The organism is Paraburkholderia sediminicola (assembly GCF_902859805.1).
Lineage (GTDB): Bacteria > Pseudomonadota > Gammaproteobacteria > Burkholderiales > Burkholderiaceae > Paraburkholderia > Paraburkholderia sediminicola.
This window is the reverse complement of the sequence record NZ_CADIKC010000002.1, coordinates 736,257-751,589: the sequence shown is the minus strand read 5'-3', so window position 1 is coordinate 751,589 and position 15,333 is coordinate 736,257. Positions and strand designations below refer to the sequence as shown.

Annotated in this window: 15 protein-coding genes; 8 read left to right on the top strand and 7 right to left on the bottom strand. The window is 58.6% G+C overall.

Features of this window, described 5'->3' with window-relative positions; all coding sequences use genetic code 11:
• The first annotated feature begins 12 nt into the window (after positions 1 to 12).
• Both andAb and R8871_RS11910 read left to right on the top strand, forming a co-directional pair.
• Complete coding sequence (andAb, locus tag R8871_RS11915; RefSeq protein ID WP_175050621.1) at positions 13 to 342, top strand: anthranilate 1,2-dioxygenase ferredoxin subunit AndAb; 330 nt, start codon at positions 13 to 15, stop codon at positions 340 to 342.
• A gap of 27 nt (positions 343 to 369) precedes the next feature.
• Positions 370 to 1,578: an NAD(P)/FAD-dependent oxidoreductase gene (locus R8871_RS11910; protein WP_175050620.1), complete on the top strand. Its 1,209-nt coding sequence runs from the start codon at positions 370 to 372 to the stop codon at positions 1,576 to 1,578.
• Positions 1,579 to 1,748: 170 nt separating this feature from the next.
• Here the strand turns inward: R8871_RS11910 and R8871_RS11905 are convergent, their stop codons facing one another.
• From R8871_RS11905 to R8871_RS11895, 3 genes are all read right to left on the bottom strand, one after another.
• Entirely contained in the window at positions 1,749 to 1,997 is a 249-nt protein-coding gene (locus R8871_RS11905) for a CDGSH iron-sulfur domain-containing protein (protein WP_246287536.1), read from the bottom strand.
• 46 nt (positions 1,998 to 2,043) lie between these two features.
• Positions 2,044 to 2,262 carry a CDGSH iron-sulfur domain-containing protein gene (locus tag R8871_RS11900; RefSeq protein WP_246287554.1) on the bottom strand — a complete coding sequence of 73 codons (219 nt, stop codon included), beginning with the start codon at positions 2,260 to 2,262 and terminating at the stop codon, positions 2,044 to 2,046.
• A gap of 82 nt (positions 2,263 to 2,344) precedes the next feature.
• Positions 2,345 to 2,863 (bottom strand): flavin reductase family protein, encoded by a 519-nt coding sequence (locus R8871_RS11895; RefSeq protein ID WP_175050617.1) that lies wholly within the window; start codon positions 2,861 to 2,863, stop codon positions 2,345 to 2,347.
• A gap of 320 nt (positions 2,864 to 3,183) precedes the next feature.
• Here R8871_RS11895 and R8871_RS11890 point away from each other — a divergent pair, with 320 nt between their 5' ends.
• The 4 genes from R8871_RS11890 to R8871_RS11875 all read left to right on the top strand — a co-directional run bounded on the left by R8871_RS11890 (position 3,184) and on the right by R8871_RS11875 (position 7,078).
• Positions 3,184 to 4,071: a LysR substrate-binding domain-containing protein gene (locus R8871_RS11890; protein ID WP_175050616.1), complete on the top strand. Its 888-nt coding sequence runs from the start codon at positions 3,184 to 3,186 to the stop codon at positions 4,069 to 4,071.
• 357 nt (positions 4,072 to 4,428) lie between these two features.
• Positions 4,429 to 5,508: a porin gene (locus R8871_RS11885; RefSeq protein ID WP_175050615.1), complete on the top strand. Its 1,080-nt coding sequence runs from the start codon at positions 4,429 to 4,431 to the stop codon at positions 5,506 to 5,508.
• Positions 5,509 to 5,721: 213 nt separating this feature from the next.
• The gene (locus R8871_RS11880; RefSeq protein WP_175050614.1) at positions 5,722 to 6,510 is read left to right on the top strand and encodes an alpha/beta fold hydrolase; all 789 of its coding nucleotides are present in this window, start codon (positions 5,722 to 5,724) and stop codon (positions 6,508 to 6,510) included.
• 130 nt (positions 6,511 to 6,640) lie between these two features.
• Entirely contained in the window at positions 6,641 to 7,078 is a 438-nt protein-coding gene (locus R8871_RS11875) for a DUF3331 domain-containing protein (RefSeq protein WP_175050613.1), read from the top strand.
• 5 nt (positions 7,079 to 7,083) lie between these two features.
• On the opposite strand, the gene R8871_RS11870 is transcribed toward R8871_RS11875, so the two are convergent.
• A complete protein-coding gene (locus tag R8871_RS11870; RefSeq protein WP_175050612.1) occupies positions 7,084 to 8,100 on the bottom strand; it encodes an AraC family transcriptional regulator in 1,017 nt (338 codons plus the stop codon).
• Positions 8,101 to 8,308: 208 nt separating this feature from the next.
• Between R8871_RS11870 and R8871_RS11865 the strand changes: the two genes are divergently transcribed.
• Together R8871_RS11865 and R8871_RS11860 are read left to right on the top strand one after the other, a co-directional pair.
• Positions 8,309 to 8,725 (top strand): nuclear transport factor 2 family protein, encoded by a 417-nt coding sequence (locus tag R8871_RS11865; protein WP_175050611.1) that lies wholly within the window; start codon positions 8,309 to 8,311, stop codon positions 8,723 to 8,725.
• A gap of 602 nt (positions 8,726 to 9,327) precedes the next feature.
• Positions 9,328 to 12,156 (top strand): ATP-binding protein, encoded by a 2,829-nt coding sequence (locus R8871_RS11860; RefSeq protein ID WP_175050610.1) that lies wholly within the window; start codon positions 9,328 to 9,330, stop codon positions 12,154 to 12,156.
• A gap of 58 nt (positions 12,157 to 12,214) precedes the next feature.
• Here the strand turns inward: R8871_RS11860 and R8871_RS11855 are convergent, their stop codons facing one another.
• The 3 genes from R8871_RS11855 to R8871_RS11845 form a co-directional block, all read right to left on the bottom strand.
• Positions 12,215 to 12,919 carry a LuxR C-terminal-related transcriptional regulator gene (locus R8871_RS11855; RefSeq protein ID WP_175050609.1) on the bottom strand — a complete coding sequence of 235 codons (705 nt, stop codon included), beginning with the start codon at positions 12,917 to 12,919 and terminating at the stop codon, positions 12,215 to 12,217.
• 262 nt (positions 12,920 to 13,181) lie between these two features.
• Positions 13,182 to 13,769, bottom strand: coding sequence for a PqiC family protein (locus R8871_RS11850; RefSeq protein WP_246287535.1), 588 nt, complete (start codon positions 13,767 to 13,769; stop codon positions 13,182 to 13,184).
• Entirely contained in the window at positions 13,766 to 15,310 is a 1,545-nt protein-coding gene (locus R8871_RS11845) for a PqiB family protein (RefSeq protein ID WP_175050608.1), read from the bottom strand. The genes R8871_RS11850 and R8871_RS11845 overlap by 4 nt, the downstream gene beginning before the upstream one ends.
• Positions 15,311 to 15,333 lie beyond the last annotated feature (23 nt).

Here is a 15,333-nt window from a genome sequence, read left to right as displayed (position 1 = left end):
ATGGAGGCTGGAATGTCGGAAATTATTCAGTGGCTCGATGTGGGTGGGGAGGATGACTTCACGGACAACGAGCCAGCCCAGGTTGTCGTGGGCGCGCACCCAGTCGCGGTGTTTCGTACCGATGGTGAATGGTTTGCCCTGCACGACCTGTGCTCGCATGGTCATGCGCGACTGTCTGAAGGTTTCGTGGAAAACGGCTGTGTGGAATGCCCGCTTCATCAGGGGCTTATCGACTTGCGCACGGGTGCGCCGTGTTCTGCTCCGATTACCGAACCCGTTCGCACGTACCCGATTCGTGTAATCGGCGGGCGAGTGGAAATCGGCAGTGCCGCAACGGAGTGACGGTCGGGCAAGTCCGGGAGGTAAGCAATGCAAAATCAGAATTTTATTATCGTCGGTGGCGGACAAGCGGGTCGCAGGGCGGCAGAGGTGTTGCGTCAACGTGCGCCCGACGCGCGCATCTGCATTATTGGCGACGAAACCCATCTGCCGTATGACCGGCCCTCGCTTTCGAAGGATGCGCTGCTCGACGAAGAGCGGGAGCAGCACGCGTTCATTCGGGACTTCGCTTACTACGAGAGCCAGCGTATTGAAGTACGCCTGGGGCAGAAAGTTACGGCGATCAATCGTGCTGACCGGTTGCTCAGCCTGAGCGATGGTTCGGAGATTGCGTACGACCGTCTTCTGCTGGCGACGGGATCGCGAGTTCGCAAATTGCATGGCGGACCGGTGCATTACCTGCGCACGCTCGACGACGCCCGGCATCTGAGAATGCGGCTCGCGCAAGGGGCGCGAGTCGTGATCGTAGGCGGCGGATTCATCGGGCTGGAGGTCGCGGCAACTGCCATCGGCCGAGGGTGTGCAGTGACGCTGGTCGAGCCGGCTGACCGCCTGCTCAAACGCTCGATGCCGCCTGAAGTCAGCGAGTTCATGCGGCAACTCCATGTTAGTCGAGGCGTGACGTTCCGCCTTGAGACGCAGGTCACGGATATCCAACAGGCGCCGGATGGTTCGGTGCGGGTGGCAACCAGCGAAGGGGATCTGTTTGCAGACGTGGTCGTGGCCGGCATTGGTGTGATTCCCAACACGGAACTGGCCGAACAGGCAGGACTCGAGGTTCGGGACGGCATCGTCGTGAATGACGAATGCCGCACCTCTGACCCGAACATTTTCGCGGCGGGTGAGGTCACTCAGCACTTCGTCAGCTCTGCCGGGCGTCATGTTCGTGTCGAATCATGGCAGGTGGCGGAGAAGCAGCCGGCCGTAGCGGCCGCCAACATGCTCGGCGATACTGAGCGTTACGACGAAACGCCGTGGCTCTGGTCGGATCAGTACGACTGCAATGTGCAATCGCTCGGTACCTTCGAAGACGCTCATACCGTGGTCCTGCGCGGTGCGGTTACCGATGGTGCGTTCAGCATGATCGGTCTCAATGACGCGGGTAACGTACGGGCTGCGGTAACGGTCAACAATGGCAAGGACATGGCGATATTCGTAAGAATGGTCGCGGCAGGTCCGGTAGACCGGAATCAGTTAGCCGATACGTCCGTCTCGCTTCGCTCGCTACTCAAGCGATAGTTGTCTGAAGTGTTTCTTGCGAGGCCGATCTTGCCGGATGCAAGGTTGGCCTCTTTTCGTTTTTATTGTCCGCGACCAAAGCGATTGCCAATAGTCTGGGGACGTACAGATCGTATGCGATTGTCGGCTGGTGCTACGACCGGATCGCACGCAATACATTCGAGAACGCTTTAGCCAAGTGTCGATTCGTCTACCTGCCCGTTCTGCGCAGGCGGGGTAGCCTGGGCTTGCACGGATGTGGGTGCGGCGGGAGCCGTGCATCCCGGCCATCGTTGCGCCCGATGTTCACCGTCGCAATACGGCTTGCTCTGGGAGTGCCCGCATCGACAGAGACTGAAAATACCGCTGTTCGGGAAGCGGTTGCCCAGCGCATCGACGATTTCGAACTCGCCGACCACGTGAAGCGGGCCGGCGTTCATGATTTGACCTTTGACGATTGACATAGCGGTGCCAGGTGGGAGCTGCTTATTGCGGGGCGGCGGTGGGAGTTGAAGCGGGCGTCGGATCGGAGTCGGCTTGGCTTTGCGGCGCTCTGGGAGAACTCGCAAATCCTGCGCGTTCGTGCGATGCATCACAGAACGGTAGTCGCGCTGACAGGCCGCATCGGCACAACGTGTAGACCTTGCGAGCGCGCACGATCTGTCCGTTGTCGTCGACGAGTTCGAATTCGCCCGTCAGTTGCATGGGACCGTTGTCTACTATCTGAACCCTGTTTGTCATGGAGAATGTCTGCTCTATCGTGGTAAGTGACGTCTCTTGGCTGCCATCAACCGGATTTCACGGCGCGTTGCAGGTCGGGATGAACGACTTCCACCGGCGGACCCAGCGAATAGAATGTGCCGCGATTGCAGACTAGCGGACGGTCATCCGTGCGGTGAATCTGCAAGGCTTCGCCAACCAGAATAGTGTGGTCTCCGCCTTCGTATGCGGCCCAGCGGCGGCATAGAAACCAGCCAATCGTGCCCGTGAGGATGGGCGTGTCCGCGACCCATTCATGCGGGGGATCCCAACGCTCCGGCATCCGGTTGGCGAAGTAGTGGCCGTGAAAACCCTGGTTTTCAGCCAGAATATTGATTGCGTAGTGGTTGTCGCTGGAAAGAAATGCGTGCGACTTCGCGGTCTTCGCGATGCTGACCGCTACCAGTTGAGGGTCGATTGAAACGGCCGCAAATGAACTCGCGGTCATTGCGTGCATGCCGCCCTGGCCATCTGGCATTGAAACGACGGTGACGCCTGTCGTGAAGGCTCGGAGTCCTTTGCGGAACTCTTCGGGATCGATCTTCAACACTAACCTCGCGGGTGGGTTTGTGGGAGCGCGTATCTGTCTGCGCGGGTTTGAGTCCTATCGTTGCACTCGCCTGAGCCGATATCAAGGCGGATCCGCGCAACGTCATGTTCCGCAGTGGGAACGCGGTGACGAGCGAGACCGCTGATTCGAAGAGCGAGACAGTGCTCCAAAGAGTGCTGGAAATCCCGGTTTGACAGATATTAGTTTCGCCGTTACAAGATCCTTGTGCGGGTAATGAGCTGCAGTTTGCCGACTGGGAAGCATTTTGTTGCGATCGGAAACGACGTCGGCTTCAACGGTTGAGCATCCAGAAACATATGATTGAACTCATCGACATTCGTGTATTTTCGAAACTTTCCGAGTTGATGAGCTTCAGTTCAGTTGCCCGCGTGCTGGCAATGCCGAAATCCTCAGTCAGCCGGTCGCTATCGCGGCTTGAGGAGCATCTGGGTGTGGCATTGATCATCCGGTCCAATCGCAAGGTGACGTTGACCGATACCGGCGTGCTGTTTGCCGAGTCGGCAAAGAAGATACTCAACGAAGTCGAGGACGCGGAGGAAAAGGTCGGACAGGTTCGGCTGACTCCGCGCGGACTTCTGCGGGTCAGTTCACCGGTAACGCCCGGGCAGTTCATGATCGCGCCGCTTGTGCCGGAATACCTCGCTGCCTACCCAGACGTCCAGGTGTCGCTGGAACTCACCAGCAGCAAGATCGAGCCGCTGACAGATGAGATGGATGTGGTCATTCGGACCGGCGCGCTGGAAGACTCCAGACTGATCGCGAAGAGATTGGGGAGTGCCCGGCTGATATTGGTTTCAGCACCTGCGTATCTGCGTAAAAGCGGCACACCTGAATCGCCGCTTGACCTTCCCGCGCATTTTCTCCTCGATATTGCCGACGGCCCGGGCGAGTGGCGCTTGCGTCGAGATGAGGAACTGTCGACTATCGGCGTTCATCCGCGCTTTTTTGCCAACGACACCAGTACCCTGCGGACGGTCTTGCTGTCTGGATCGGGATTGGCCTGGTTGCCTGACTATCTGTGCCGTCAAGACATCGCAGAGGGCAGACTGGTACGGGTCATGCCGGATTGGGAGCGAGGCGAGCGGGAGATAAACGCGGTCTTCCCACGGCACAGAACGCTGTCGCCGAAAGTACGGTCATTCGTGGATTTTCTAGCCGCTCATTTCAACAGCGAAAAGCGCTAGATCCCGTCAAACTGCCGCTCTTTCTCGAGGAGCGGGACTTCCCTTGTTTCGACACGCCACACGGCTGGCGTTCATTGCTATCGCCCGTCGTATCTGAATCTGCGCAACGAGACCTGGCATTCCGCAGTGCAGAAAGAATCCCTCGTCGAACTCCATTTGGCACACCCTCGCCAACACCGTGAAAACCCGGATGACCAGATCAGGAATGTGATGTTCCAGTCCCGAGCCTTGTGCGCCGAATAATGGCTGGGCACTTTTAAGCCATTACGCGGGACGCAGAACGGTCAACACGGTCAACGAAGCGTGTCGTCACACAAGCCGCGACTTTGTATAACTCATCAACACAAGGGGACAAAAATGAAGTCATGGCTTTATCCAGGGGTTGCGGCCTTCATTGCAACGGCTACACCCATCGCGCACGCCCAGAGTTCCGTCACATTGTACGGAATCCTTGACGTCGGGATTCAGTACACCACTAATCAGGGCGGTCACCATAGTGTGCAGGAGGCGAGCAGCATGATGCGCGGCGACCGATGGGGTCTCCAGGGTCGGGAGGATCTTGGTGGAGGATTCAAGGCGGTATTCCGGCTTGAAAGCGGATTCTCCCTGAACAACGGGGTGCTCGGTCAGAGCACATCGACTGCCCAGCGAATCTTTGGCCGTTACGCTTATGTCGGACTCGCAAACGATCAGGTCCAGGTGCTATTCGGAAGACAGCCTGACTTCATGCTTGACTACCTGCAGACTACGGCGAATTCCTGGTACGGTACATCGCTCGAGTTCCACCCGGCCATCAATGCCAACTTCTTTGGAAACAACGGGAGCAATCCCTCGCTCGACCGCATCGGGGGCGGTGAGGTAGACAGTTCCGTGAAGGCAACGTGGAGTCCTGTGAAATCGCTGAGCTTTGGCGCGATGTACGGATTCGGCGATGCACCCGGAATCGGATCACCCAATAGCACGCAAAGCTATGGCGCGACATGGACCACGACTGGTACGTTAGTGGGCGCGGTGTACACCACGCGCAAGGACAATCTGACGCCCGGAACAGTACGTACGCTTGGCGTGGGCGGCACGACGTCTTTGGGCGATTTCATGTTCAACGCGCTTTACACCAACTCGAGGTGGACGCTGACAGGCGACGTTGCCAGCATCTTTGATGTCGGTGTCCGATACAACATCACGCCGTTCCAGGTTGTCGGCTTGGAGTACACGTTCCTCGAGAAGAACCATGGTCCTGCAAACGTCTTCTATTCAAGCGTTCGAAGCACATACGGCGTGGTCTATGACTACAGATTCAGCAAGGCAACGGACGTCTACGTGACTTATGTCTTCCAGCATGCAACGGGTGGCCGTCCGGCTCAGATATTCGGCATGTCGCCGAGCTCGAGTTCCGCGCAGGGCGTTGCGGCGATAGGCCTGCGCCACTACTTCTAGGGCGGGCCGCAAAGGCCATTTCTGTACGCCGCCACGCATGGCGTCGTCAATCGATCAAGCATAGGAAGGAGCGCCTCTCCCAAAAGAGGTAGGCAATCTAGGTGATGGATTCGGCCTGTTCCTCAATCAAACTACAGACGTGCAGCAGACCTCAGTCAGCGGTAATGCCCTGGAGGCCTGCACTTCTATCACCCTTTCCAGAAGAGGTATCAGATGCGATCCAATTCACTCCCCTCCCTGCGTTCCGTGCTCGGTGCGCTGGCTCTCAGCTCGCTCGCGCTCGGCGTCATGGAGTACAGCAATGCAGCCACCGCGGAACCCGTCAAGAACGTCGTGCTGGTTCATGGCGGCTTCGTCGACGGTGGTGGCTGGGAAGCGGTGTACAAGCTCCTGAAGGCCAAGGGCTATAACGTCAGCATCGTGCAAAACTCCACGACGTCGCTCGCTAACGACGTGGCTGCGACGAAAGCCGTGGTGGACGCACAGAATGGCCCGGTAGTCCTGGTGGGGCATTCGTACGGCGGAGCAGTGATCTCGGAGGCCGGCAACGACCCCAAGGTTTCGCGTCTGGTCTACATCGCGGCGTTTGCCCCGGACAACGGCGAATCGGTTAAAACGCTGACCTCCAATCCGCCTCCGGGCGCGGCAATCCCGCCGATCCTGCCGCCGGTCGACGGCTTCCTGATGCTGGACAAGACGAAGTTCGTTGCGTCCTTCGCCGGCGACGTGAAGCCGGAGCGCGCTTCGTTCCTCGCGAATGCCCAGGTGCCGTGGGGCGTGGACGCTTACATGGGGCAAGTCACCACGGCCGCCTGGCACACGAAGCCAAGCTGGTACCTGGTCACCAAGGACGACAAGATGATTCCGCCGGACGCTCAACGCGCGATGTCCAAGCGTGCGGGCGCCACGGTTGTCGAAACGCCGGGCAGCCATGCCATCTACGAGTCGAGGCCCGCTGCTGTCGCGGCCCTCATCGAGCAGGCGGCCTCGGCAAAGCAGTAAGTACATCGCGTATGCATGAAAAAAGCCCTTCGAGTCTGGGCTCGAAGGGCTTTTTGTCTGTGTGGGCGGCGCAAGCCGGTGCAGGTTCGTTAGTGCGCGACACGGCGCACTTTATAAGCGAGGCCATGCTGTGATCAATCATTTCGAACCGTGGGAACGTATCGTCGGAACGCTGCTCAAGGAACCGGGCGTCTGTGTTCTGCCTGTGAGCGAAGCGGCGCATCGCGGCGAGTTGCCGCGTGCTGCTCGTGACGGTGTCGCTGAATACCCGATCGCGACCGTGCAGAAGGGACGGAGCAGTATTGCGGTGCAAGCAGTCGAGAGGCAGAACGATCGCGCGATGCTGCTCTCTTGGAGCGATGCCACCCGGGGTCACTTTGGCGATCAGCGCTGGATTAGCGCGAAGTCGCGTTGTAAAGGACGCTGCGTTTTGACCGGAAGCGTGATCCGCAGGGGTGACACCGTTTATAGGCTGCAACGTCGAGGCTCGGGTTGCACGACGATCGGCTCTGAAATGATACTCGCCGTTGCACTCGGACGTATGGCCGAGCAGGACGCGGTTATTTGATGCGTTCAGCGTTGCCGCTTTTTCTGCGTTTCACGCGGCAACTCATTGAATCGCGCGAAATAGTAGGCCGAAAAACGCCCGAGATGCCCGAAGCCGAACATCAGTGCGGTGTCCGTAACGCTCGCTGTCGGGTCGAGCAGCAAGCGACCCCGGACAGCATCGAGGCGCATGTTGCGCAGCAACTCCATGGGCGTCACGCCGTAATAGCGATGACACATTGCGTTGAGCGTACGAAAACTCACGCCGGCCACGCGTGCCAGATCTTCCAGCGATATCGGCGCGTGAAGCCGCGATTCGATATATGCAAGCATGGCGTCCATCTGCCGGATGCCGCCGTTGGGCGCTCCGGAATCGCTCTGCGTGTTGCGGGAGTCAGTAGGTAGGAGGAGTGCCCGCGGCGCGGAGAGTGGGAGCTGATGGACAAACAGGAACAGCGCCAGATTACGTTCGAAGTGATCGCGCCATTCCGCCCGTATTTCAGGGTCGCCGGACATCGACGAGACGTTGAGCAAGGACTGAACTAGCAGGTCCCATTGCGAGCCAAGGTGGTGCGGGAGGAGAAGGCCAGGCATGAGGCTGGCCTTCTCGCCTTCCACTTTTCCGGAAACCTGCTGGATCAGCGAATCGGGAATCCGGACGATCAACTGCCGTGTGCCAGGCATCCAGCGAAGCCGGATGCGCTTCCTGGGTGCGAGCATTGCCGTGCGGCCTTCGGAAGCGTTCATGACGTGCCCGTCGCTCTCGAATTCCGCGGACCCGGAGAGTGAGGTGTGCAGCAGGGTGAAGCCGTCGAACGGGCGCGGCGTCACCTCTACTTCGGCGCCATACCGCAACTCGAATATCTTCAGTTGATTCAATTCCCCCTTGAAAAATGCCGTATCCGGTGTGCCTTGCTTCCAGCGCAGCACGTGCTCGGCCAATTCCCGTGTGACGTAGTCGTGCGCATCCACGTGCTTGTCGGAGGTGAAAAGACAGTTCCGGTGCAGCGTCTCGAGTAAGTCGGTCTTGGGGGACAAGGCCATGTTTGCTCCGCTGAGATTCGAACTCCAGGATGCATCCGCCCAGTTAGGGCGCTCACCCGTTAGTCCAATAGTTGGGCGCAAGGCTCCTACCTGGATCATACAGCGACGTCACGACCAACTGGGCTGAACGCTAACAAGGTCTAACAACTCAGCGCGCAGGATTTGATAGTCTTGAATCTTGATGGAACTGCAAGCAGTGGGGTAAATCATGGTCCAATTGAACAAACGTTCAAAGGCCTGGCGAGAAATTGCCGGTGATATCGGCATTTCTTTTGTGGATGCAGTCAACGACTTCGACGCTGATCGTCTGATCGACCTCTTCGCCCAGGATGCGCATGTGAATGACCAGTTACGCGATTTCTGGGGAAAGGACGCGATCGCTGATTGGATACGCCGCGAGATTGCCGGAGAACGCTTCTGCATGGACGTGATCGAGGCACGATTGCATTTTGGCGATCTCATTCTTTCGGCGGAAGTGGGCGGCGATTTCGATAAAACGGGATTGCCGTCCCCGTTGATACTGAATTTTATCTTTTCATTTTTCGACGAAAAAATCGTCCGGCTCATTGTTTTAGTGACGCGTCCAGGAGAGACGGAACCTGACGTCAGAATTGCCGGTAGCTAGTCTTACGGCCGGTTGCGACCTTGCACTGCCGGGCTGCCCGCAAAGATCTCGACGGGCAGATCACGCAGCTCCTCATACGATCTTTCCAGCCTCACCGGCTATTTCGAAGGCACTGTGCGTCGGCCACAAAATCCGCACAGCAAACCTCGATATCCTTGTAGCGCCTGGCAAACGGACATCTCGCTCTGGCAGCGAGGCATGAGTTTTCGTACGCTAAACGCGCCATACCGTCGCCAATACGGGGATATCCCGATGGCGTAGCTGCGCAATATCCGTCCGTATCCCACCATCTTCGCTATTTCGTCTACTGACTATATGGAAGTAGATAAGATCTGTATGCGCGCCCGAATCGCCTTCATCGACGGCGAGGGCATTATTGTTATCCGGATTTTGCTTGCCGGGCATAGAGCGTTTATCCACTTTTTGCGAGCTTTTACATAAACGCGATGAAGCGCAATATCATCTGCGGCCTGAAGACCTTGCGCATAAGATTCGACCTGGCGGGGAACGCGTACTTGGGATTCGTGGAAGAGGGACGAAGTTAGTCATCAAAACGCGAACAAACCTTGGGGATCGGGCCCGGGGATAGAGGACTTGCTGCAATGCAAAAGAAAGCAGAACAGGGCACCGCATGGCGAGCCTCCTTTGGCCCGTTCACTTTGTCCCCCTCGGAGCGCCTCCTGGAGCGCGATGGTTTGCCGGTCCGGCTCGGCGGACGGGCTCTCGACATACTGATCGCACTTGTCGAATCCGCCGGGTTTGCGGTCAGCAAGAAGGACCTGCTTTCCCGGGTCTGGCCCAACGTGGTCGTGGAGGAGGGAAGCCTGCGCTTTCACATCGTTGCCATCCGCAAGGCGCTTGGGGAAGGGGAAGGCGGCAGCCGCTATATCGTCAATACAGCCAGCAAGGGCTACACGTTCGTTGCCATCGTCGAACGCCATGAGCTCGACAGAGCCGCCAATCCGACTTCTGCCGGCGCGGTCAAGTCTCTGCCGGCTCCGGCAACGCCCATAGTCGGACGCGATGAGGAGGTCGAGGTGCTCGTCGCGAGCCTTCAGCAACGGCGCCTTGTCTCGATCGTCGGCCCAGGCGGCATTGGCAAAACCACCGTAGCCATAGCGTCCACCAATTCGGCAGCGGGACAATTCAACGGTGACGTGCACTTTGTCGATCTGTCGGTAGCCTCGGACGCCGGACTTGTGCGCTCATCCGTAGCAGGCGTAGTTGGACTTCAGAATCGCCTGGACGACCTGTCGGCGCTGGCAACTCATCTGGCCGAGCGCAATACGCTCATCGTTCTGGATTGCTGCGAGCATGTCATCGCTGCGGCAGCGGAGCTTGCCGAGGTGCTGGTCCGTACCTGCCCGAAGGTCCACATTCTCGCCACCAGCCGCGAGCCCTTGCGTGCCGAGGGTGAGTTTGTCTATCGGTTGCAGCCGTTGGCTTTTCCCCATGAAGGCGAAGGAACGACCGCCGAAGCAGCGCTTGCATTCCCGGCGGTCAGGTTGTTCGTGGATCGCGCTGCCGCCAGTCTTTCGGGCTTTGAACTCAAGGATAGCGATGCTTCATTGGCTTCGCAGCTTTGCCGGCAGTTGGACGGCATCGCGCTTGCCATCGAATTGGCAGCCGGCCGTATCGAGGCTTTGGGCCTCAAGGCAATCACGTCGCACTTCGATGCAAGTGTGAGGCTGATGTGGCACGGAAGGCGCACCGTCGTTCCGCGTCACCAGACACTACGTGCAACGCTCGACTGGAGCTTCAACCTCCTTTCAGACGACGAGAAGCATATTCTGCAAAGGCTCTCGGTTTTCGCGGGACGCTTTTCGCTCGACGCAGCCGTCGAGGTCTGCTGCTTCGACTATGAAAAGTCGCTTGCTATCGAACTGATCGCGTGTCTCGTGTCGAAATCGCTGGTCACGGTCGATGCAGGGGAAGCGACGCTTCGGTATGGAATGCTGGATACAACGAAGTCCTACTGCTGGAAGAAGCTATGTGACTCCGGCGAAGAAGCATCCGTCTCGCGGCGCTTTGCAGATCACTTCGGTGCCTGGGTGCAGCAGTATGCGTCCGTGAACCTGGGCAAGGAGGCGCTCGACGTCGTAGCGTTGGAGTTAGCCAACCTGCGCGCAGCGCTCGAATGGTATTTCCGCAACAATGAGCATACTTCAGACGCTGTCAGGCTTGCGGCCGCGCTGTGCCCTCTGCTGCTCCAGCTGTCGAACGTGGCTGAGTGCTCTCGTTGGGCGCAAACCGCTCTCTCGCAGATGCCGGCGGAATTTGCCGGCTCGTACTTTGAAATGCGACTGCAGGGCTCACTTGGCCAATCGCTGATGTTTTCGAAAGGTGGCGATGAAGCCGAAACGGCGTATCGCCGAAGCATCGAGGTAGCCGAACAGTTGGGCGATTTCCGAAGCACGCTGCACCTGCTCAACGGCTATGCGGTTCTGTTGCATCGGCATGGGCGCTATACCGATGCACTTTCGATTGCCCGGAAAACACGCTCGCTTTTGCTCGAGGTGAACGACACGGAGTCGCAAGCCATTGTCGATTCTCTCACGGGCGTGGCGCTGCATCTCGTCGGCAATGTCGAAGAGGCCATGCATTATTTCGAGCGTTCGCTCGCCCGAAGCTCAGTGGCATCGTCCAGTACGAGGTCCAAGCTCGGCTTCGACTTCCACCTCCGCGCGTTGTGTGGCCGGGCACGCAGTTTGTGGTTCACTGGGCATTACGCCAAGGCAATCGCCGTCGCCGACGAGACCATTGCAAAGGCGCGTGAATCAGGCCACGCGGTAACCTATTGCATCGCACTCATCTGGGCCGGTTCAGTGCATTCCCACGCCCGAAATCTCGCGCGTCAGCAGGAAATCGTCGAGACGATAGAACAGGTTGCGAGGCAACACTCGCTTACGCCGTATTCCACCTCGGCAAATATGGAGCGTGGACAATTGCTGATTGCCGGAGGACACCCGGCTGAAGGCGTCGAACTCATTCGAAGCTCGGTCGAAATACTCCACGAGTGCCGATATGAGATGGTGACCAGCGTCTCGCTGGCCACGATGGCTATCGGGCTTTCCGACATGTCGTTGCACGCTGCTGCGCTGGAAACGTGTGATGAGGTCGAGGCACTCATTCGGCGTTGTGGCGATTTCCTTCGCATGCCGGATCTCCTGTTTGCGCGAGGATACTGCTGTGCGGCTGCGGGTCAGCCGGAGCAGTCGGAGAAAAGCTACCTCGCAGCGATCGAACTTGCACGTTCACAAGGGGTGAAGTCGGCTCAGGTTCGGGCGGCAGTTGCACTTGCTCAGCACCTGATTGGCGCCGGCCGGAACGCTGACGCCCAGCGCCTGCTTCGCCCGCTCGTCGAGGACGCCGGTGACGAAACGTCCCTGGATCTCTCGCTGGCGCGCAGTTTTCTTGGTCAAGTCTCCTGACAAAATTTTCGTCTTTACGACATAAAGGCTGCTTTGACGTTGGCCCGCGAATGTGGGATCAGGCGTAGCTCGCCTGGGGCAAAGCAGGGCGCAGCCACGCCGTCGTGTAGGAGGGCGGTTTCACTCGCCCCGACGCGGTGTCCGGCATCTCGATGAGTCCGCGCTCCGTTGCGATGCGCGCCGCCTCGGTTCGGCAACTGGCGTCCAGCTTGGACATGATCGACTTGACGTGGGTCTTCACGGTCCCGACCGCGATCTCCAGGTCGCGTGCGATTGATTTGTTGCACAGGCCCATGGTCAGTAGCCGAAGAACCTCGTCTTCACGGCTTGTCAACATGTCACGCTGGGAAATCTGGGTCAAAAGCCGCGCCACCGCTGGGCAAAGGTAGTTGCCGCCGCGCGAAAGCGCCCGGACGCCCGCGAGGAGATCGCATACCGGAGACCTGGTCAGCACAAAACCGTGAATGCCCTGCTCCAGTGCGCATCGCACTGCGTGCTCGCGGGCCTGGGCGGAGATCACCAGGATACGGGCGAGTTGAAGGCGTCCGGGCAGATCGAGGCGCAGGCCGTCCTGCACAAATCTGGTTGCTGTCGAGCTGTCCGCGACCACGACGTCGATACTTTGATCGACCAGGACGTGGTCTGCATCGATGACCTCCATGTCCGGCTCAGCCGCAAGGGCCGCGCGAACGCCGACTTGCAAAAGCGGCTCCGCAACGCAGACGAGTACCGCGACCCGCTTTCCGGTTTCGTGCTGACTCATTTCACTCTCCTTGGCGTTGGCAAGTGACTTTGCCGTACCGTCATCTTTGTCCGGGGAGCGAGAGGAGTCGAGTTATCCGTTGTTGGTACTTGCGAGGCGCGCGTGGAACCGGCCGCCCGGCCTGCATAAGCCTTGGGAAATGGCGCTGGAGGCGCCGCTCGGCAGCGCGGACTGCCGGCAGTACCGTTAGATGTTGTTAGCGCTCCTGTCAGGCTGCAAACGGGGTGCTGTTGGGGAATCGAACGGTCGTACCTCTAGCGTTTCATAACCGCAAAGACGATTGCGTTGCCGCAGCGATATCCTTCGCCACGGACAACAGGGCTCGGCTGTGTGCTTTGACCATGCCGTCGTAACCTGGCCCGGCGGCATTCTGATGAACGACAGAACGCCCTGCAATCTGCTTTCCTCCGTTTGGAGGGCGCACCGACCAGATAGCGACCAGCATCACCGTACCATCCGCGCATGAATCGAAGTTTTGCACGTCAACCATGACGCGGTAGGCGCTGTCGTTCGCGCGCTGTGGAAAAGTCGATACGATCGCCCCCGGAATGATTTCCGCCAGATCCGCGGCGAGAACGCGGGGAATCTGACTCTTCAACGGATCGGCCCAGCGCGCAAACTCGTCGATACGGACGCGATTCGCATCGAGCTTCGTAACTATTTGCGAACGATCGACCAGTTCGGGAACCGTAACCAGATCAATTGCGATTGCAATCGGACTCGCACCTGGCGGCTGTTCAATATGCTGGACTGCGCTCAATGTGTAGAACGCGGGCGTCGGCGACGTTGCGCATCCGGCGGCAAGAACAAGCGCGATCATCGACACCGGTAAGACTGAACGTCGGCTCATGGCTTGTCCTCGGTTTTGCCGCGGATCAGCGCTTCGGGATGACGTTCGAGGTATTCCGCAAGCGAACGAATCGAGGCGGCAGCCCGCGAGACCTCACGCATCGTGTCGGCAGTGCTTTGCTGTAAGGGCGAATCGCTTTGCATCGTACGATTGACAGACGCGAGTGCTTCACGGGCTGCGGCCATCGTCGTTTTTGCGTCAGGTGCGATATCCGTATTGATCGTATTCAACAGCGTGTCCGCGTCACCCAATGTCTTGCGCAGGTCCGTGGCTATTCCTTCAAACGGAATACGGTTCAGTTTCGCGACGAGATCGGTGATCGATTCCTGAAGCCCCTGCAGATTGCCCGGCACGGTGGGCAGTTGTGGCGGTTTTTTATTCCAGTCCATGGTCACTTTCGGTGCGGAGGGGAAGAAATCGATCGCGATGTATAGCTGTCCTGTCAGCAGGCTTGCCGTCCTTAGTTGTGCTCGCAGCCCCTTTGAGACCAGGTAGTCCGCAAATTCCTTTCGCGCGGAGGATATTTGACCACCCTGGTCTTTCCATTCGTCGCGTGGGATGAGGCGCTCAGGGAAAATGTTGACTTCGACCGGAATACTGAATTCCCGCGTAGACGGATCGAAGTGTGTGTTGATCGCCGATACTTCGCCAATGACGATCCCGCGAAAGTCGATGGGTGCTCCCACGGTAAGCCCCCGCACAGACTCTTTGAAGTTCAGCACGTACTTGTCGGTGATCGAGTCATGCCGCTTCATCGCCTCGGTTCGATTGAGAAAGAGCGGGTACTGATGCAAGGCGTCGGCTTCAACTGCACCCTTTGTATCGGGCGGGCTCTCGAATGCAAGGCCACCAATCAGGATCGATACCAATGATTCGGTGTCCACCTTCACGCCCGTCGTGTCCACGGTCACATCGACGCCGCTTGCATGCCAGAACCGGGTGTCGTTCGTCACGTACTTGTCGTAAGGCGCATTGACAAAGACGTGGACGATCATCCCCGCACCTTCTGGATCGAGTGCGTAGGAGACGATCTGGCCAACCTGAAGCCTTCTGAAGAACACCGGTGAGCCGACGTCGAGCGACCCGAGGTTTTCACTTTTAAGCACGAACTCTCGCCCCGGCGCGCCGGAAGCGAGGACGGGCGGTGACTCGAGTCCGACGAAATCGCGGCGCGCCTTTTGCGATGTACCGATATCCATTCCGACGTGAGAACCGGACAACAACGTACCGATGCCCGATACCGTGCCGCCCGATATACGCGGCCGAACAACCCAGAAGCGGGTATCGTCGACGAGCATGCTGGAAGCATTGCGGGACATTTCGGCGCTTGCCAGCACCGTCTTGTGATCGTCCGAGAGTTCAACGTTCCTGATTACGCCCACATCGACGTTCTTGAACTTGATCTTCGTCTTGCCGGCCTCAATACCTTCGCCGGTGGAAAACCTGATCGTGATGGTCGGGCCTGTCTGCATGACGGACTTCACGACCAGCCAACCGGCGATCAGTACGGCGACAATGGGCACCAGCCACACGAGCTGCATGCGCCACTTCGAATGTTTGACGG